The 17,221-nt window shown below is 66.8% G+C and carries 17 protein-coding genes, 3 tRNA genes and 1 pseudogene; 8 read left to right on the forward strand and 13 right to left on the reverse strand.

Translation table 11 applies throughout. The features are described from left to right. The 4 genes from otsA to ACYP33_RS07855 form a co-directional block, all read right to left on the reverse strand. Positions 1-1,376: alpha,alpha-trehalose-phosphate synthase (UDP-forming) (otsA, locus tag ACYP33_RS07840; protein WP_459620823.1), on the reverse strand; the 1,376-nt coding region annotated here is incomplete at its 3' end. Further along, positions 1,373-2,125: a trehalose-phosphatase gene (gene otsB, locus ACYP33_RS07845; RefSeq protein WP_459620825.1), complete on the reverse strand. Its 753-nt coding sequence runs from the start codon at positions 2,123-2,125 to the stop codon at positions 1,373-1,375. The genes otsA and otsB, both read right to left, overlap by 4 nt. A 179-nt stretch (positions 2,126-2,304) precedes the next feature. Then, positions 2,305-2,799, reverse strand: a complete 495-nt coding sequence (locus tag ACYP33_RS07850; protein ID WP_414450083.1) for a GNAT family N-acetyltransferase — start codon at positions 2,797-2,799, stop codon at positions 2,305-2,307. A gap of 155 nt (positions 2,800-2,954) precedes the next feature. Further along, entirely contained in the window at positions 2,955-3,821 is an 867-nt protein-coding gene (locus tag ACYP33_RS07855; RefSeq protein WP_459620828.1) for a pirin family protein, read from the reverse strand. A 124-nt stretch (positions 3,822-3,945) separates the two neighbouring features. Between ACYP33_RS07855 and ACYP33_RS07860 the strand changes: the two genes are divergently transcribed. The 5 genes from ACYP33_RS07860 (at position 3,946) to ACYP33_RS07880 (ending at position 6,868) form a co-directional block, all read left to right on the forward strand. Further along, on the forward strand, positions 3,946-4,851 hold the full coding sequence (locus ACYP33_RS07860; RefSeq protein ID WP_459620830.1) for a LysR family transcriptional regulator: 906 nt from the start codon (positions 3,946-3,948) through the stop codon (positions 4,849-4,851). A 111-nt stretch (positions 4,852-4,962) separates the two neighbouring features. Then, positions 4,963-5,469 (forward strand): GAF domain-containing protein, encoded by a 507-nt coding sequence (locus tag ACYP33_RS07865; RefSeq protein WP_459620831.1) that lies wholly within the window; start codon positions 4,963-4,965, stop codon positions 5,467-5,469. Positions 5,470-5,687: 218 nt separating this feature from the next. Continuing rightward, positions 5,688-6,233: an RNA polymerase sigma factor gene (locus ACYP33_RS07870; RefSeq protein WP_459621073.1), complete on the forward strand. Its 546-nt coding sequence runs from the start codon at positions 5,688-5,690 to the stop codon at positions 6,231-6,233. Positions 6,234-6,243: 10 nt separating this feature from the next. Continuing rightward, on the forward strand, positions 6,244-6,561 hold the full coding sequence (locus tag ACYP33_RS07875) for a hypothetical protein (RefSeq protein WP_414444309.1): 318 nt from the start codon (positions 6,244-6,246) through the stop codon (positions 6,559-6,561). A 1-nt stretch (position 6,562) separates the two neighbouring features. Then, a complete protein-coding gene (locus ACYP33_RS07880; protein WP_459620833.1) occupies positions 6,563-6,868 on the forward strand; it encodes a 4Fe-4S dicluster domain-containing protein in 306 nt (101 codons plus the stop codon). Between the two features lie 91 nt (positions 6,869-6,959). Here ACYP33_RS07880 and ACYP33_RS07885 read toward each other — a convergent pair. From ACYP33_RS07885 to uvrC, 5 genes and pseudogenes are all read right to left on the reverse strand, one after another. Further along, positions 6,960-7,033 (reverse strand) — tRNA-Cys (locus ACYP33_RS07885). Between the two features lie 119 nt (positions 7,034-7,152). After that, positions 7,153-7,228: transfer RNA gene (locus tag ACYP33_RS07890), tRNA-Gly, on the reverse strand. Between the two features lie 68 nt (positions 7,229-7,296). Then, positions 7,297-7,372: transfer RNA gene (locus tag ACYP33_RS07895), tRNA-Gly, on the reverse strand. Between the two features lie 149 nt (positions 7,373-7,521). Next, on the reverse strand, positions 7,522-8,115 hold the full coding sequence (pgsA, locus tag ACYP33_RS07900) for a CDP-diacylglycerol--glycerol-3-phosphate 3-phosphatidyltransferase (RefSeq protein ID WP_414444306.1): 594 nt from the start codon (positions 8,113-8,115) through the stop codon (positions 7,522-7,524). Between the two features lie 82 nt (positions 8,116-8,197). Beyond that, positions 8,198-10,468: pseudogene (gene uvrC, locus ACYP33_RS07905) on the reverse strand (excinuclease ABC subunit UvrC); the annotation flags it as partial. 55 nt (positions 10,469-10,523) lie between these two features. Between uvrC and earP the strand changes: the two are divergent. The 3 genes from earP to ACYP33_RS07920 all read left to right on the forward strand — a co-directional run bounded on the left by earP (position 10,524) and on the right by ACYP33_RS07920 (position 14,098). Then, a complete protein-coding gene (gene earP / locus ACYP33_RS07910; RefSeq protein WP_459620835.1) occupies positions 10,524-11,720 on the forward strand; it encodes an elongation factor P maturation arginine rhamnosyltransferase EarP in 1,197 nt (398 codons plus the stop codon). A 156-nt stretch (positions 11,721-11,876) separates the two neighbouring features. Next, the gene (efp, locus tag ACYP33_RS07915; protein WP_414444303.1) at positions 11,877-12,434 is read left to right on the forward strand and encodes an elongation factor P; all 558 of its coding nucleotides are present in this window, start codon (positions 11,877-11,879) and stop codon (positions 12,432-12,434) included. Between the two features lie 263 nt (positions 12,435-12,697). Beyond that, positions 12,698-14,098, forward strand: coding sequence for a sigma-54-dependent transcriptional regulator (locus ACYP33_RS07920; RefSeq protein WP_414450088.1), 1,401 nt, complete (start codon positions 12,698-12,700; stop codon positions 14,096-14,098). A 110-nt stretch (positions 14,099-14,208) separates the two neighbouring features. Here ACYP33_RS07920 and nagZ read toward each other — a convergent pair whose 3' ends face one another. The 4 genes from nagZ to recO form a co-directional block, all read right to left on the reverse strand. Next, positions 14,209-15,237, reverse strand: a complete 1,029-nt coding sequence (gene nagZ / locus ACYP33_RS07925) for a beta-N-acetylhexosaminidase (RefSeq protein ID WP_459620838.1) — start codon at positions 15,235-15,237, stop codon at positions 14,209-14,211. 24 nt (positions 15,238-15,261) lie between these two features. Then, positions 15,262-15,678: a holo-ACP synthase gene (gene acpS / locus ACYP33_RS07930; protein ID WP_459620840.1), complete on the reverse strand. Its 417-nt coding sequence runs from the start codon at positions 15,676-15,678 to the stop codon at positions 15,262-15,264. 7 nt (positions 15,679-15,685) lie between these two features. Then, the gene (pdxJ, locus tag ACYP33_RS07935; protein WP_459620841.1) at positions 15,686-16,459 is read right to left on the reverse strand and encodes a pyridoxine 5'-phosphate synthase; all 774 of its coding nucleotides are present in this window, start codon (positions 16,457-16,459) and stop codon (positions 15,686-15,688) included. Then, a partial coding sequence (recO, locus tag ACYP33_RS07940) for a DNA repair protein RecO (protein WP_459620843.1) occupies positions 16,456-17,221 on the reverse strand: 766 nt, incomplete at its 5' end. The genes recO and pdxJ, both read right to left, overlap by 4 nt.

Below are 17,221 nucleotides of genomic sequence, written 5' to 3' on the forward strand. Positions count from 1 at the left end.
ACGGCCAGATCGCGCAGGAAGTTGTCGCGCCACACCGAGACATTGTTCTCGCGAAGCTGCGCGATCATGTCCTCGTAGCGCGACCGACGCTCGGCCACCGGCATCGACAGCGCCCGCGCGAGCGCCTCGGCCATGCCGTCGATATCCATCGGATTGACGATCAGCGCACCGGTCAACTCGCGCGCCGCCCCGGCGAAACGCGACAGCACCAGCACGCCCGGGTCCTCGGGGTCCTGCGCCGACACGTATTCCTTGGCGACCAGGTTCATGCCGTCGCGCAGCGGCGTGACGAAGCCCACGCGCGCGAGCCGGTACAGCGCGGCCAGCAGCGGCCGTTCGTACTGGCGGTGGATGTAGAGGATCGGCGCCCAGTCCAGCTCGGCATAACGGCCGTTGATGCGGCCCGATTCGCCTTCGAGCTGGAGCCGGATGTCCTGATAGGCGCGCAGGTCGGCGCGCGTGGACGGCGCGATCTGCAGGAACGACACGCGATTGCGATACGACGCCTCGTGTTCGAGCAGCTTCTCGAACGCGCGGAAGCGCTCCACGAGGCCCTTCGAATAGTCGAGCCGATCCACGCTCATCACGAGCTGGCGGCCGTGCAGCGAGGTGGCCAGCGTGCGCACCGCACGCCCGTTCGCGCCGGACTGCGCCAGCTCGGCGATTTCGTCGGGATAGATGCCGATCGGATAGGCCTGCGCGCGCAGCGTGCGGCCGAACGCACTGACCGTGACCGGGCCGGGGCCGTGACGCTCGACGCTGCCGCCCGCCTCGGCGTCGATGTAGTCGCAGAACGCGCGCAAATCGGGCTCGGTCTGGAAGCCGAGCAGATCGTACGAGCACAGCGCCTCGACCAGCGCCGCGTGCGGCGGCACGTTGACGAGCACCTGCGCCGCCGGAAACGGAATGTGCAGGAAGAAGCCGATCCGATTCTTGACGCCGGCCGCGCGCAGCGCCTGCGCGAACGGAATCAGGTGGTAATCGTGAACCCAGATCACGTCGTCGTCGCGCAGCAGCGGCACCAGTTGCTTCGCCAGCCACACGTTGACGCGCCCGTAGCCCTCGAATTCGTTCCGGTCGTACTGGATCAGATCGGTGCGGTAATGGAACGCCGGCCACAACGTGGCGTTCGAGAAACCGCGGTAATACTGGTCGTAATCGCGGCGCGACAGGCCGATGGTCGCGAACGTGACCGGGCCGCGCTCCTCGACGCTGATCTGCGGCGTGCCCGACGGCAGCACGTCGCCGCTCCAGCCGAACCACATGCCGCCGGTTTCCTTCAGCGCGTCGTACACGCCGATCGCAAGCCCCCCCGCCGCCGGTTCGCCTTCGGAAATCGGCGCCACGCGGTTCGATACGATGATCAGGCGGCTCATGCGGATGCGCGTCCTGCCGTGATCCATTGGGCGATCTGCGCGCGCATCGCGTCGACCGAGTCGAGCCGCGTGCCGGCCATCGTGTCGCCCGCGCCGATCTTGATCGACAGGCCGCCTGCGGCGTTGACCACCGCGAAGCCCTTCTCGTCGGTCAGATCGTCGCCGGCGAATACCGGCTTGCGGGCGGCAAATGGCGGCTCGCCGAGGAAGGCCGCGATCGCGCGGCCCTTGTCGACGCCCTTCGGCTTGATCTCGAACACCATCTTGCCGGGCTGCAACACGTAGGCGTCGGGGTAATCGGCCACCAGCCGTTCGGCCACCTCGCGCGCCACCGCTTCGCGCTCCAGCGCATTGCGATAGTGCAGCGCGACGGCCGCGCCCTTGATTTCGAGCAGCATGCCGGGGTTGCGATCGACCACCGCGGCCAGCGCGTGCTCGATGCGCAGCAGGCGGTCGTCGTTGAAGCCCACCCGCATCGTGTCGCCGTTCGCGTCACGGCGCTCGGCGCCGTGCAGGCCGGCTATCGGCAGATCGGTCAGGCCGAGGAAGCCGTCGATGCTGTCGATGCCGCGCCCCGACACGATCGCCACCGCGCCGTGTGCCAGCGTGCGCAGTTCGGTCAGCAAGGCGGGCAGGGAATCGGGCACATGGATGCCGTCAGGCGTGGGCGCGAGATCGACGAGCGTGCCGTCGAAATCGAAGAAGAAGGCGGTGTCGGACAGGGAGAGGGTAGCCGGGACGGATTGCATCGGTTCTCTGATGAAGGTGGCGGCAGGCGAGCGAGGTCGCCGGGGAATCCGCACATCTTACCGCGCCCTTGCAGGCGAGGGCAAAGGGCGGACGGTGCGGCGGCTTGCTGGCGGAAGCTTGTGCGTGATTTGCCCGCGCTGTTGCGGGCTTTCGGCGCGTCAGCCGGCTCTCGGGCGCCTCATCCGGCCGAGCGCATCCAGACGTGCGGAATGCCGTCCTCTTCGTGGATCTCCGAATCGGGCGCGAAGCCGAACGCGCCGTAGTACTTCTGAAGATGCGCCTGCGCATGCAGGCTGATCGGCGTGCCCGGCCATTGCGCGCGAATGCGTTCGAGCGCGTTGGCCAGCAGCGCGTTACCGAGGCCGATGCCGCGAAACCCGGCCGTGGTCAGCACGCGCCCGATGCGCACATCGGGCGAGCCGGCATCGGGCAGCAGCACGCGCAGATAACCGGCGAGACGGCCTTCGGCATCGTGGGCGCCGAGATGCCAGGCGTCGAGGTCGGCCTGGTCGATATCGGCGTAGACACACTGCTGCTCGACCACGAACACGGCGCTGCGCGCTTCGAGGATCGCGTGGACCTCGCGTGCGGACAACGCATCGAACGCGCGCCAGCGCCATTCGAGCGCGGCGAGCGAGGGGGAAGACGACGGTGCGGAAGTGGAAGAAGACATGCGACTGGCCCAAAAAACGGCACGCGCCCGGGTGGGCGCGCTCGAATGGCCATTATGCCCGCCGCGCGGCTGCCTGGGCAGGCGGCGGTTCGGGTTCGGCTACTGCCCTGCCCTTGCCGAACCGCCGCCGCGTGAGCCCAGACTCAGACCCGGAATCAGGCCGGCATCCCGCCGAAGCGGCCGCTGTTGAAATCGTCCACCGCCTGACGGATTTCATCCTCGCTGTTCATCACGAACGGGCCATAACCGACCACCGGCTCGTCGATCGGTTCGCCACTCAGCACCAACAGCGTCGCGTCGTTGTTGGCCTCGATCTCCATCGCGCCGCCTTCGCGCGACAGATGCACGACCTGCGCCTCGCGCGCCACTTCGCTGCCGTTCACCAGCACCGTGCCGCGCAGCACGGCGAGCGCGAGCGTCCGGCCGTCGGGGATGTCGAAACGCGCCTGGCCGCCGGCCTTGAGACGCACGTCCCACACGTCGATCGGCGTGAAGGTGCGCGCCGGGCCGCGATGGCCGTCGAATTCGCCGGCGATCACCCGCACCCGGCCCGCGTCGCCCGGCAGCGGCACCGACGGGATCTCGGCATCGCGCAAGGTCTGATAGCCGGGCTCGGCCAGCTTGTCCTTGGCGGGCAGATTCACCCACAACTGCACCATTTCGAGCGCGCCGCCGCGCTTCGCGAACGCGTCCGAATGGAATTCCTCGTGCAGGATGCCGCCCGCGGCCGTCATCCACTGCACGTCGCCGGGGCCGATGTGGCCGCCCGCGCCGGTCGAATCGCGGTGATCGACCTCGCCGTCGTAGACGATCGTCACGGTCTCGAAGCCGCGATGCGGATGCTGGCCGACGCCGCGCCGGTGCGTGGTCGGTTCGAACTGCGCCGGGCCGGCGTAATCGAGCAGCAGGAACGGGCTCAGGTGCGTGCCGGTGCTGTGATAGCTGAACAGCGAGCGAACCGGGAAGCCATCCCCGACCCAATGCGGACGCGGGGCGCTATAGGTGCCGACGACTTGTTTCATCTGGACTCTCCTTGATCTGCGAGCCCGAACCGGTCTGTCCGGGCGATGGGAGAAGCATAGGATCGGAACAATCGGAGCGGTAGTATGGGAAAATCACACTCAGCGTTCTACTGGGTGAACGATGATGCGGGATTTGAACGATCTCTACTTCTTTGTGCAGGTAGTCGACCACGGCGGTTTCGCGCCGGCCGGGCGAGCGCTGAACATGCCGAAATCGCGCCTGAGCCGGCGCATCGCCGAACTCGAGGAACGGCTCGGCATGCGTCTGATCCAGCGTTCGACGCGGCGCTTTGCCGTGACCGAGACCGGCGCCACCTATTACGCGCATTGCCGCGCGATGCTGGTGGAGGCCGACGCCGCCGACGAAGCCGTGGCGTTGCTGCACGCCGAGCCGCGCGGCATCGTGCGCATGACCTGCCCGATCGCGCTGCTCGATGCGCTGGTCGGCCCGATGCTGGCCGCCTTCATGGCGCATTGCCCGCACGTCGAGATCCATCTGGAGGAAACCAACCGGCGCGTCGATGTGGTGGGCGAAGGCATCGACGTGGCGCTGCGCGTGCGGCCGCCGCCGCTCGAAGACAGCGACCTCGTGCTGCGCCGGCTCGTCGAGCGCGGCCAGTGCCTGGTCGCCAGCCCGGCGCTGCTCGCGCGCCACCCCGTGCCGCGCGTGCCGGCCGATCTGGCCGCGCTGCCGAGCCTCGCGCTCGGCGTGCCGCAGGACGATCACGCCTGGGCCCTGCGTGGCCCGGACGGCGTGCAGGCCACCATTCCACACCAGCCGCGCTTCGTCACGCGCGGCATGTTCGCGCTGCGCGAGGCGGCCGTGTCGGGCGTCGGTGTGGTGCAACTGCCGACCATGATGATTCGCGAGGCCGTGGCGCACGACAAACTGCGCGTCGTGCTGCCCGACTGGGCGCCGCGCCGCGAGATCGTGCATGCCGTGTTCGCGTCGCGGCGCGGGCTGCTGCCGGCCGTGCGTGCGCTGGTCGATTTTCTGGCCGACCGGTTCTCCGAACTCGAACCCGACTGAAGCACGCGATATGTCCCCGGCGGCCATCGGCAGCGCGGCGCGCCGATTTCTTTTAGACTGCGCGGACGCGCGGCATTCGCTGCGCATTCCGTATTTTTCGTGCTCCCGATCATGTTCGAACTTTCCGATTCCCTGCCCGCCTCGAAACCCGCGCTGTACGACACGCTCGTCGCGCAAGCGCGCTCGCTGATCGAAGCGGAAACGGATCTCGTCGCCAACGCGGCGAACTTCTCGTCGCTCGTCTATCACTCGCTCGATGGCCTGAACTGGGCCGGCTTCTATTTCTACGACGGCACCGAGCTGGTGGTCGGCCCGTTCCAGGGCAAGCCGGCCTGCGTGCGAATTCCGCTCGGCCGCGGCGTATGCGGCACCGCCGCGCAATCGCGCGCTACCCAGGTGGTGCGTGACGTGCACGAATTCCCGGGCCACATCGCCTGCGATTCGGCTTCGCAATCGGAAATCGTGGTGCCGCTGGTGGCCGCCGACGGCACGCTGATCGGCGTGTGGGACGTCGACAGCCCGAATCTCGCGCGCTTCAACGAAGCCGATCGTACCGGCATGGAAGCGCTGTGCCGCGTGTTCGTCGAGCTGGCCTGGGAGCGGCGCGTCAAGCGCTGACCCGCTGCGCGTGTATCGGCCCGATCGATCGGACAGCCCCTGACGGGGCTGTTTTCATTTGGGCGCGGCCGGCTTCAGGCGCGGCCGGCTCAGGCGCGGCCAGCTTCAGATGTGGCCCGTTTCGCTCCGGACTGCGAAAAATTCCTGCGCGAAGCCCACAATATCCGCGCGTGCCGCCCGTCTTCAGGCACATGGATTCGCCACTCAGCCCCGACACGATGAACGAACGAGACCGCGACATGACCGCGACGATCGTGCAGGAACGCACGAGGCTCGGGAATTTCATCCGCCGCCGCGTGCGCGATCCGAACGATGCCGAGGACATTCTCCAGGACGTATTGCACGAATTCGTGCAGGCCTACCGCCTGCCCGCGCCGATCGAGCAGGCCAGCGCGTGGCTGTTCCGCGTGGCCCGCAACCGCATCATCGACCGCTTCCGCAAGAAGAAGGAGCAGCCGATCGTCGACTTCACCGACGACGATGCCGATGACACCCGGCTCGATCTCGCCCTGCCCGCCCACGATGCCGGCCCGGACGCGCTGTATGCGCGCAGCGTGCTGCTCGAGGCCTTGCAGGCCGCGCTCGACGAATTGCCGGCGAACCAGCGCGAGGTGTTCGTCGCGCACGAACTCGAAGGACGAAGTTTCAAGGACATGGCGGCCGACAGCGGCGTGGCGATCAACACGCTGCTCGCGCGCAAGCGCTATGCGGTTCTGCATCTGCGCTCGCGGCTGCAGGCCACGTATGACGAACTCGATATTTAGGAGTGAAACGATGCGATACGGAATCAGATGGATCGGCAAGCTTGCCTTTGTGGTGGTAGCGATCGGCGTGCTCGGCTGGGCCGTGATGGGCTTGTGGAACTGGGTGGTGCCGGCGCTGTTCGACGGCGCGCGCGTGATCGATTTCTGGCACGCGCTCGGGCTGCTCGTGTTGAGTCGGATCCTGTTCGGCGGCTTTCGCGGCCACGGCGGCGGCTGGCGGCACAAGAAGCGCTATTGGGAGAAGTGGGAAGCCATGACACCCGAGGAACGCGAGCAATTCCGCTCGACATGGCGCAGCCGGCGCTGCGGCGCACCGAAGGGAGAATGAGATGACACGTACCCCGGCGGCTTCGGCCGCGAACTGCAAGCAGGCGCCGGGCGTGATCATGCCCGTCGTGGATCTGCGACGCTGCGAGGGCAAGGGCGATTGCCTCGACGTATGCCCGGAAAACGTGTTCGAGATCCGGCGTATCGATGACGCCGATTACGGTGCGCTCGGCTTGATGAATCGCTTCAAGCTGCGCGTGCACGGCATGAAGGTGGCGTATACGCCGAATGCGGATGCGTGCCGGGCTTGCGGGCTGTGCGTGACGGCTTGCCCGGAGCGGGCGATCAAGCTGGCGCGGGCGGAGTAAATCTCGATTGGCGCACTTCGTGTGCGCTGCCGTGGCAATTCGACATTGGAAAAAGAAAAGCCCCGCATTTGCGGGGCTTTTCTTTACAACTTGGAGGCGCGAGCCGGAGTCGAACCGGCCTACACGGCTTTGCAGGCCGCTGCATAACCGCTTTGCTATCGCGCCAAAAGCGGACTGCCGAATCATCACGAAATGCTGCCCGCAACGACCGCAGCTTTTTTTGCTCCGCAGATTCACTTTGGAAATCTGCCAAACAAAAAGGGAAGCGTGGCTTCCCCTTGTTTTGGAGCGGGAGACGAGTCTCGAACTCGCGACCTCAACCTTGGCAAGGTTGCGCTCTACCAACTGAGCTACTCCCGCATTACCTGCTACGCAGGCTTTGCCGAACCACAATGCGACTGCTGATTCAACAAAACACCGCTTGAATCTGGAGCGGGAGACGAGTCTCGAACTCGCGACCTCAACCTTGGCAAGGTTGCGCTCTACCAACTGAGCTACTCCCGCATTGTGCTGCTTACTGCTGCCATCTCCGCGCTACTGCTTCGTTCGCTGCTGCGTTCGTTTCAGTGCAGCGGAGAAATGAGATTATGTAGAACCTGTTTCAGAGTGTCAAGCGTTTTTCGCACCCTTTTTCTCGACACCCCGGCAAAGCTTCACATCGCACCGCCACGCTCACGAATCTGCGGCCACGCAAGCTTCATGTAGTACAGCATCGACCAGATCGTCAGCACCGACGCGAGATAGATGAGCCACAGGCCCCACACGCGGGTGTCGATGGTGATACCGCCCCCAATCGGCAGCGCGCCATAATACAGCAACATCGGGATCGCGACCATCTGGCAGGCGGTCTTGAACTTGCCGAGCGAATTCACGGCCACGCTCTTCGATGCGCCGATCTGCGCCATCCATTCGCGCAGCGCCGAAATCGCGATTTCCCGGCCGATGATCACCAGCGCGATGGCCGCGTCGATACGCGAGATCTGTACCAGCACCAGCAGCGCCGCAGTCACCATCAGCTTGTCAGCCACCGGGTCGAGAAACGCGCCGAACGCCGAGGTCTGGTTCCATTTGCGAGCCAGGAAGCCGTCGAACCAGTCGGTCAGCGCCGCCAGCACGAACACCAGCGCCGCCGCCAGGTTGCGGTGATCGGCGCTCATCATCACGTCCGGCAGATAGAACAAGCCGACGACGAGCGGAATCAGCACGATTCGCACCCAGGTCAGGAATATCGGGAAATTGAACGGCATGACGGGCTGGACGGGTAGAGGATGTGCAATTGTGCCGCGCCGCCCGCCCCGCCACAAGCGAGCAGGGTGAGCGCGCAGCGCTTCAGTGAAGCTGGCGGTAGATCTGCTCGGCAAGCGCGTGCGAAATGCCCTCGACGCTGGCCAGCTCCTCGACGCTCGCGGCCACCACGCCGCGCAGCCCGCCGAACCGCGCGAGCAAGCGCTGGCGCCGCTTGGCCCCCACGCCTTCGAGTTCCTCCAGCCGCGACGTCTGTCGGGTTTTGGCACGCTTGGCGCGCATGCCGGTGATCGCGAAGCGGTGCGCCTCGTCTCGGATCTGCGCGACCAGCATCAGCGCCGCGCTTTCCTTGCCGAGTTCGAGCGAGGCGCGGCCGTCGGCGAAGATCAGCGTTTCCAGGCCGACCTTGCGCCCCTCGCCCTTCGCCACGCCCACCAGCATCGAGCAATCGAGGCCCAACTCGGTGAACACCTGCCGCGCCACTTCCACCTGGCCCTTGCCGCCGTCGATCAGCACGATGTTCGGCAGCAGCGAGGCAGACGCCGTGGCGCGCGTCGCGTCGCCGTCGATGCCGGCTGCGGTATCGGCCGCGGCCGCGTCGGCCGCCTGCTCGACCATCTTCTCGTAGCGGCGCGTCAACACCTGGCGCATCGCCGCGTAATCGTCGCCCGGCGTGATGCCGGTGATGTTGTAGCGGCGGTATTCGCCCGACTGCATCTTGTGATGATGGAACACCACGCACGACGCCTGGGTGGCCTCGCCCATCGTGTGGCTGATGTCGAAGCATTCGATCCGCAATTCGGCGAGATCGTCCGATTCGAGGCTCAGCACATCGCCGAGCGCGCGCGTGCGTGCCTGCTGCGAACCTTGCTCGGACAGCAAACGCGCCAGCGCGAGCCGCGCGTTCTGCTCGGCCATCGCCAGCCACGCGCGCTTCTGCCCTTGCGGCTGGCGCAGCACCGCGACCTTGTGGCCGGCCTGCTCGATCAGCAGGTCGATCAGCTCGCGATTCGACGGCGCGTGGCTGACCACCAGCACCGGCGGCACGCGATTGCCGAGATAGTGCTGTGCGATGAACGCTTCGAGCACTTCGGTTTCGATCGACACGCCGGCGGCTTCGGCTTCGGCTTCGGCTTCGGCTTCGGCTTCGGCTTCGGCTTCGGCTTCGGCTTCGGCTTCGGCTTCGGCTTCGGCTTCGGCTTCGGCCGGCTCGTCGGCGGGAGCCGCGCCGGCCTCGTCCGTCAACGCATCGACAGCGCCGGCCGAATCGGCCGGCATCGCCGCCTCGTCCGCATCGGAAGCGTCCGCCATCGGACCCATTAGCGCCGCCGGATCTTCAATCACGGCAGCAGCGCCCTCGCCATCCACCTCGGTGTCCCCCGCCACGCCCGCCGCCAACGCCAGCGCGCTATCGGCATGCGCCGGGAAATACGCCTTGTCGCCAAGGTGCCGGCCGCCGCGCACCATCGCCAGATTCACGCACACGCGCCCGCCCAGCGCCACCACGGCGAGAATGTCGACGTCGCTCTCGCCGCCGACCTCGATCGCCTGCTGATGCAGCACGGTCGACAGCGAACTCATCTGGTTGCGCACCGCCGCCGCCTGCTCGAACTTCAGCTCGCCCGCGAACGCGTGCATCTTCTGCTCCAGCTCCTTCATCACCTCGCTCTGCCGGCCAAGCAGGAAGCGCGATGCGTTCGACACGTCGCGCGCGTAATCCTCCTCGCCGATCGCGCCGACGCACGGCGCGGTGCAACGGCTGATCTGATGCAGCAGGCAGGGCCGCGTCCGGTTACCGAACACGGAATCCTCGCAGGTGCGCAACTGGAACACGCGCTGCAGGATCTGGATGCTTTCGCGCACCGCCCAGGCGCTCGGGAACGGCCCGAAATACTGATTCTTGCGATCGACCGCGCCGCGGTAATACGCCATGCGCGGAAACGCGTGCCCGGTCAGCTTCAGATACGGGTACGACTTGTCGTCGCGAAACAGGATGTTGTAGCGCGGCGCGAGCGCCTTGATCAGGTTGTTTTCGAGCAGCAGCGCCTCGGCCTCCGAACGCGTGACCGTGGTTTCGATCTTCGCGATCCGCGACACCATCATCGCAATGCGCGGCGAGGGCAGCGTCTTGTTGAAATAGCTCGAAACGCGCTTCTTCAGGTTGCGCGCCTTGCCGACGTAGAGCACCGCGCCGCCCGCGTCGTAATAGCGATAGACGCCGGGCAGGTGCGGCAATTGCGCGAGGATCGGCTTCGGTTCGAACGGGGCGTCGGCCGGAACGGACGGATCGGCCTGGGGAGGCGTGCGGGACGAATCGGATGCGGGGGCTGTCATGCGGGATCCGGGCGCCGTGGCGCGCGAACAGGTCATTTAGAATCGCCAGTTTAGTGCATTCGCCCCGGTTCCTTCGATGCCCGACTTCCCTGCCCCATCGCCCGCCCGCCCCGACGCCTCCGGGCCGCCGCTCGCCTGCGACATCTTCTGCGCCGTGGTCGACAACTTCGGCGATATCGGCGTGTGCTGGCGGCTCGCCCTGCAACTCGCGCGCGAACACGGCTGGCAGGTGCGATTGTTCGTCGACGACCTGGCCACCTTCGCCCGGCTCGCGCCCGGCCTCGATCCGGCGGCGGCGAAGCAAAGTGTGGACGGCATCGCGATCGAGCATTGGGGCGAACCGGTGCATGCCGGCGACACGCTCGCGATCGCCGACGTGGTGATCGAGGCATTCGCCTGCGAACTGCCGGCCGAGTACGTGCACGCGATGGCGCGTCGCGAACGCGCGCCGGTCTGGATCAACCTCGAATACCTGAGCGCCGAGGATTGGGTGGCCGATTTCCATCGCCGCCCGTCACCGCACCCGCGCTATCCGCTGCAAAAGGCGTTCTTCTTTCCGGGGCTCGGCCCCGGCACCGGCGGCGTGCTGAAGGAAGCCGGCCTCGATGCGCGGCGCGAGGCGTTCATGGCCTCGGCCGAGGCGCGCGACGCGTGGTGGCGACGCGCCACCGGCGGCCCCGCGCCGGCACCCGGCACGCTGGTCGTTTCACTGTTCGCCTATGAAAATCCGGCGCTCGGCGCGCTGCTCGAACAATGGCGCGACGGCACGCAGCCGGTCGTGCTGCTGGTGCCGGAAGGCCGTATCGGCCCGGCGGTGGCCGCGTTCTTCGGCCTGCCCGGCTTCGGCGCGGGCAGCCACGCGCAGGTGGGCCGGCTCACCGTGCACGGCCTGGCCTTCGTCGCCCAGCCCGATTACGACGCGCTGTTGTGGGCCAGCGATCTGAACTTCGTGCGCGGCGAGGATTCCTTCGTCCGCGCGCAGTGGGCACGCAAGCCGTTCGTCTGGCACATCTATCCGCAGGCCGACGACGCCCACCTGCCGAAACTCGACGCGGCGCTTGCCCACCTGAGCGCCACATTGCCCGCCCCGGCGCGCGACGCCGCCGCCCGCTTCTGGCACGCCTGGAACGGCGCGGGCACGCCGGACTGGGCCGATTTCTCGACTCACCGGGCCACGTTCGATGCGCGTGCGCACGCCTGGGCGGACGAACTGGCGGCGGTGGGCGATCTCGCTGGAAATCTGGCGGATTTCACAAAATCTCAGTTAAAATAAGCGGTTATCCAACGGCGGACCACGCAAGCGCGTTCCGGCCCCGGTCAATTGCCTGAAACACGGCGCCCGGCGTGCGAAACGAACCAGACATGGCCCGCTTGCGTAGTCGGCCGTTGCGCGACATCAGGAAAATTTTTTGCACAGGACAGTTTTGATATGAAAACCGCTCAGGAACTCCGCGTAGGCAACGTCGTGATGGTCGGCAGCGATGCGTGGGTTGTCGCCAAGGCCGAATACAACAAGTCGGGCCGTAACTCGGCCGTCGTCAAGATGAAGCTGAAGAACCTGCTGACGAACGCCGGCCAGGAATCGGTTTATAAGGCGGACGACAAGTTCGACGTCGTCGTGCTCGACCGCAAGGAAGTCACGTATTCGTATTTCGCCGATCCGATGTACGTATTCATGGACGCCGATTACAACCAGTTCGAAGTCGAAGCCGAAATGATGGCCGACGCACTGAACTACCTCGAAGACGGCATGGCTTGCGAAGTCGTGTTCTATAACGAGAAGGCCATTTCGGTCGACATGCCGACGGTCATCGTGCGCGAAATCACGTACACGGAACCGGCCGTCAAGGGCGACACGTCGTCGGGCAAGGTACTGAAGAGCGCCAAGCTGGCAACGGGCTATGAACTGCAAGTCCCGCTGTTCTGCGCCACCGGCGACAAGATCGAAATCGATACGCGTACCAACGAGTATCGCAGCCGCGCATAAGTTCACGCGATTGGCTTGAAAAAGCGCCCTTCGGGGCGCTTTTTGTTTGTCTGCAGCACATAATTGCATAAAATTGCAATAATCTAGATTATCAGCGTTGCCACACAGAATCGGCATCAATTTGTATCTTCGGTAACTCTTTTGCTTTCAAAGGTAAATACCGTACGCTATTGCCGCCAAGGGACATAAAATCCGACGCTAATCAAACAAATAGGGCGTACAGCCCGTCACGAACGGCCGGCCCATTGAACATTCCGCACACCATGCCACACGCCCTCATAGTCGAAGACGATCCCAACAGCTTGTCCGGCCTGACGGCGCTGCTTGCCGCTGACGGATTCACGGTCGACACCGCCACCTCGCTCGCCGAGGCTCGTGCTGCACTGGCGCGGACCATTCCCGACGTGGTGCTGGTCGACCTGAACCTGCCCGATGGCAGCGGCTTCGACCTGCTGCAGCACCTGCCGCAGCCGCAGCAGCCGAACGGCGGCCTGCCGGTGATCGTGCTGACCGGCAATGCGACGGTCGAGAGCGCGATCGAGGGGTTGCGGCATGGGATCTGGGATTACCTGCTCAAGCCGGTCAATATTCCGCGGCTGCGCAGCCTGCTGGCGCGCATCCCGCGCCCGTACGAGCTGATCGAGGAAGTGCAGACGCTGCGCACCACGCTGCGCCGGCTGGGCCGCTTCGGGCCGCTGATCGGTCGCAGCGACGGCACGCAACACGTGTACGACATGATCGAGCGCAATGCGCGCAGCGAGGCCGCCGTGCTCGTGTGGGGCGAGGCCGGCACCGGCAAGGAAGCCACCGCCCGCGCACTGCACGACCTGAGCCGCCGCCGCAAGGGGCCGCTCGTCAAGTTCGACTGCCGCGCCGCGCTGCAATTGCCGCGCGTGATCGAACTGGGCAGCGTCGTGATCGAAAGCATGTTGTTCGGCCGCGAACGCGGCAGCTACGGCGGTGCCGAACGGCGCGAGCCGGGCCTGTTCGAACAGGCCAGCGGCGGCACGCTGCTGCTCAAGGACGTGACCGCCCTGCCACTGTCGATCCAGGAATCGCTGCTGCGCGCGCTCGATTCGCAATCGTTCATGCGCATCGGCGGCTCGGCCGAGATCGCCACCGATTTCCGCCTGATCGCCACCTCGCGCCGCCCGGCACGCGAGGCGCTCGACAACGGTACGCTGCGCGAGGATCTGTGGCTGCGGCTCGACGCGGCTTCGATCGCGCTGCCGCCGCTGCGCGATCGCGACGACGACATGCTGCAGATCGCCGAGGCGCTCGTCACCGACCTGAACCTGGAGGCGCGCAAGGCGGGCCTCGGTTCGGTCGACAAGCGCATCGCACCCGACTTCATCCGTGAATGCCTGGCCTACGACTGGCCCGGCAACGTGCGCGAGTTGCGTGAACGCGTGCGGCTCGCCTACGAGGCGTCGGGGGATTTCATCGAAACGCTGCGTGCCAACGACGGCGTGTTCGTGCCGGGCGCCGCGCTGAACGGCAGCAGCGTGCAGGTGCGCGTCGGCACGCCGCTGTCGGACGTCGAGGATCTGCTGATCCGCGCGACACTCGACGCCGTGGGCGGCACCCGCCACCGCGCCGCCGCCCTGCTCGGCATCAGCCCGAAGACGCTCTACAACAAGCTGCAACGCATGAAGATGAACTGATGGCGGATGCCGCGCGCAATCCGCGACACGGCATCGGATCGACGAAACGACACGGGCCACGCAATGCGTGGTCCGTTCCTTTTTGGCTAGACGCTTGCGCCGTCAGGCGCTCATCCCAGCGTCTCGCGCAGCAGCGCCGTGGCGCGCTGGTAGTCGGGGCGGCGCGTCAGCTTGTCCCAGCTCGACGGCTTGCCGCGCGGACGCAGCCGGCGAATGCGGCGCGCCGATTCCGCCGACACCTCGGCCTGCATCTCGTTGAGCACCTTTTCGGCTTCTTCGGGCTGATTGCAGACCAGCACCATGTCACAACCGGCCTCGATCGCCGCGTCGGCCGCCTGGGCGAGCGAGCCGCCCGCACGCGCCGCTTCCATCGACAGGTCGTCGCTGAACACCGCCCCCGTGAAGCCGAGCCGGTCGCGCAGCACGTCCTGCAACCAGATCGGCGAGAACCCGGCCGGACGCCGATCCACCTGCGTGTAGATCACGTGCGCCGGGATCACCGCCGACAGCGACAGGCCGAGCCAGTCGTAAGGCGCGACGTCGACCTTGAGGATCTGCTCGAGCGGCCGGTCGTCGGTCGGCAGCGCGACGTGCGAATCGGCTTCGGCAAACCCATGGCCGGGAAAATGCTTGCCGCAGTTCGCCATGCCGGCCAGCGCCAGGCCGTGGTTCAGGCTCTTGGCCAGCAGCGTGACGACGCGCGGGTCGCGATGGAACGCGCGATCGCCGATCACCTTCGAGCGGCCGTAATCGAGATCGAGCACCGGCGTGAAGCTCAGGTCGATGCCGCAGGCGCGCAGTTCGGCCGCCAGCACGAAACCCACGGAGGTCGCCAGCTTGGTGGCGTGCAGCACGTCCTTGTCCCACAGCTCGCCGAGCCGGCGCATGGCCGGCAGCACCGTGAACCCGTCGGTACGGAAGCGCTGCACGCGGCCGCCTTCGTGATCGACGGCGATCAGGATGTCCTCGCGCACCGCGCGGATCGAATCGGTCAGCGCGCACAGCTGGGCGCGGTTCTCGAAATGGCGCGTGAACAGGATCACGCCGCCGGTACGCGGATGGGCCAGGCGGCGTGCATCGTCGCGCGTGAGCGTCGTGCCGACGACGTCGAGCATGACGGGGCCGGGAGTCGGTTTCATCGGGTCGGTCCGTGGAGAAGAGGTTCAGTCGCGAGCCGGCGCGGCGCCTGGCGTTTCGGCCACGACGAACGACACGGCGTAGTCGCGTTCGTCGCTGACGGTCACGCGCGCGCTGATCTGCCGCGCGGCCAGCCAGTCGGCCAGTTCGCCCGAGGCCACCACGTAGGGCTGGCCGCTCGGTTCGTTGAGGGTTTGCAGCGCGCGCCAGGTCATCGGCCAGCGCATGCCGAGGCCGATCGCCTTCGAGAACGCTTCCTTGGCCGAAAAGCGCGTGGCCAGGAACGCGATGCCGCGCGCCTCGGAGCGCTTGCGGCGCGCATGGAACACGCGCAGTTCGTCGGGGCCGAGCACCTTCTCGGCGAACCGGCCGCCGGTGCGTTCGAGCACCGCGGCAATCCGGCTCACCTGAACGATGTCGGTGCCGATCCCGTAGATCGTCATGGCGCGCTCAACGGCCGCCGTGACGGGCGGCCACGCGTGCCGCCACCATGATCGCCTTCATCTCGCGCACGGCGTTGTCCCAGCCCGTGAAGATCGATTGCGCGACGATCGCGTGGCCGATGTTCAGCTCGACGATGCCGTCGATCGCGGCGATCGGCTGCACGTTGGTGTAGTGCAGCCCGTGGCCCGCGTTGACCTTCAGACCCAGCGCGACGCCCGCGTCCACGCCCGCCACCACGCGCTCGTATTCGCGCTGCTGCGTGGCCTCGTCGTGCGCTTCCGCATAGGCGCCGGTGTGCAGCTCGACCACTGGCGCGCCGGCCTCGTGCGCGGCGCGAATCTGCTCGGCATCGGGATCGATGAACAGCGACACCCGCACGCCGGCTTCGGCCAGTTGCCGGCACGCGGCGCGCACGGCCTCGAAATGGCCGGCCACGTCGAGGCCGCCTTCGGTCGTCAGTTCCTCGCGCTTTTCCGGCACCAGGCAGGCGTCGTGCGGACGCACCTCGCAAGCGATGTCGAGCATCTCGGCCGTGACCGCGCATTCGAGGTTCATGCGCGTGACCAGCAGCGGGCGCAGCGCACGCACGTCGGCGTCGCGGATATGGCGGCGATCCTCGCGCAAATGCAGCGTGATCGCGTCGGCGCCGGCCTGCTCGGCGGCCAGCGCGGCGCGAATCGGATCGGGATAGGCCGTACCGCGCACATTGCGCAGCGTGGCGACGTGATCGATGTTGACGCCGAGATCGATGGCGTTCGGCGCGGTCAGGAAGAAGCTCATAGGTTTTGCAGGTCGATCAGGATCTGGCGCGTGGCGAGCGGCGTGCCGCCCAGATAGGTGTTGAGCAGGAAGCGCATCAGCGTCTTGCTTTGCGCGACGGTCTGCGCACGATGGTAATCGTCCTCCTCCATGTCGAGCAACGTCTGGCCCGACACGACCGGCCAGTGCGACGGCAACTCGTGGTCGGCCTCGCGCACGCCGCGCTCGGGATCGAACACGTAGCGGCCGTCAGCTTGCACCGTGCGGCGCGACACCGTGCGGGTCAGCGCACGTGCATGGCCGGTTTCGCGCAGCAGCACGCGCTCGAACGAGCGCAGCACCTGCACGGCCGGCTCGTCGTGGGCGAGCCGCGCGAGCGTGAGAAGGTAATGCTGGAACAGGGGGGGGAACGGATCTTCGCGCGCGCAGAACTTGACCAGCAGTTCGTTGACGTAGAAACCGCAGAGCAGCGCGTCGCCGCCCAGCGGCAGCATGCCGCCCACCCATTCGGCGCCCGTCAGCGTGCGCATCTCGGATTTGCCCGACCACGACAGCGACAGCGGCTGGAACGTCTGCAGCACGCCGCGCAGCGCCGAATGCGGACGCTTGGCGCCCTTCGCGACGAGCGCGACGCGGCCGTGGTCGCGCGTCAGCACGTCGATGATCAGGCTGGTTTCGCGATAGGGATAGCTGTGCAGCACGAAACCGGGCTGCTCGGAAACGCGAAATTCGGATGCGCGCGGCCCGCTGGCGCGACGCGGCTTGCGCGCCGGTGCCGGCGCG

Source organism: Burkholderia sp. 3C (assembly GCF_054589155.1).

What these genes read in the sequence shown, in the direction of transcription:
- pgsA (WP_414444306.1), bottom strand. Translation starts at nt 8,115, where the DNA reads ATGCCGTTCAATTTCCCGATATTCCTGACCTGGGTGCGAATCGTGCTG.
- otsB (WP_459620825.1), bottom strand. Translation starts at nt 2,125, where the DNA reads ATGCAATCCGTCCCGGCTACCCTCTCCCTGTCCGACACCGCCTTCTTC.
- ACYP33_RS07850 (WP_414450083.1), bottom strand. Translation starts at nt 2,799, where the DNA reads ATGTCTTCTTCCACTTCCGCACCGTCGTCTTCCCCCTCGCTCGCCGCG.
- ACYP33_RS07920 (WP_414450088.1), top strand. Translation starts at nt 12,698, where the DNA reads ATGCCACACGCCCTCATAGTCGAAGACGATCCCAACAGCTTGTCCGGC.
- ACYP33_RS07870 (WP_459621073.1), top strand. Translation starts at nt 5,688, where the DNA reads ATGAACGAACGAGACCGCGACATGACCGCGACGATCGTGCAGGAACGC.
- ACYP33_RS07860 (WP_459620830.1), top strand. Translation starts at nt 3,946, where the DNA reads ATGCGGGATTTGAACGATCTCTACTTCTTTGTGCAGGTAGTCGACCAC.
- acpS (WP_459620840.1), bottom strand. Translation starts at nt 15,678, where the DNA reads ATGACGATCTACGGGATCGGCACCGACATCGTTCAGGTGAGCCGGATT.
- ACYP33_RS07875 (WP_414444309.1), top strand. Translation starts at nt 6,244, where the DNA reads ATGCGATACGGAATCAGATGGATCGGCAAGCTTGCCTTTGTGGTGGTA.
- efp (WP_414444303.1), top strand. Translation starts at nt 11,877, where the DNA reads ATGAAAACCGCTCAGGAACTCCGCGTAGGCAACGTCGTGATGGTCGGC.
- ACYP33_RS07880 (WP_459620833.1), top strand. Translation starts at nt 6,563, where the DNA reads ATGACACGTACCCCGGCGGCTTCGGCCGCGAACTGCAAGCAGGCGCCG.
- nagZ (WP_459620838.1), bottom strand. Translation starts at nt 15,237, where the DNA reads ATGAAACCGACTCCCGGCCCCGTCATGCTCGACGTCGTCGGCACGACG.
- earP (WP_459620835.1), top strand. Translation starts at nt 10,524, where the DNA reads ATGCCCGACTTCCCTGCCCCATCGCCCGCCCGCCCCGACGCCTCCGGG.
- ACYP33_RS07855 (WP_459620828.1), bottom strand. Translation starts at nt 3,821, where the DNA reads ATGAAACAAGTCGTCGGCACCTATAGCGCCCCGCGTCCGCATTGGGTC.
- ACYP33_RS07865 (WP_459620831.1), top strand. Translation starts at nt 4,963, where the DNA reads ATGTTCGAACTTTCCGATTCCCTGCCCGCCTCGAAACCCGCGCTGTAC.
- pdxJ (WP_459620841.1), bottom strand. Translation starts at nt 16,459, where the DNA reads ATGAGCTTCTTCCTGACCGCGCCGAACGCCATCGATCTCGGCGTCAAC.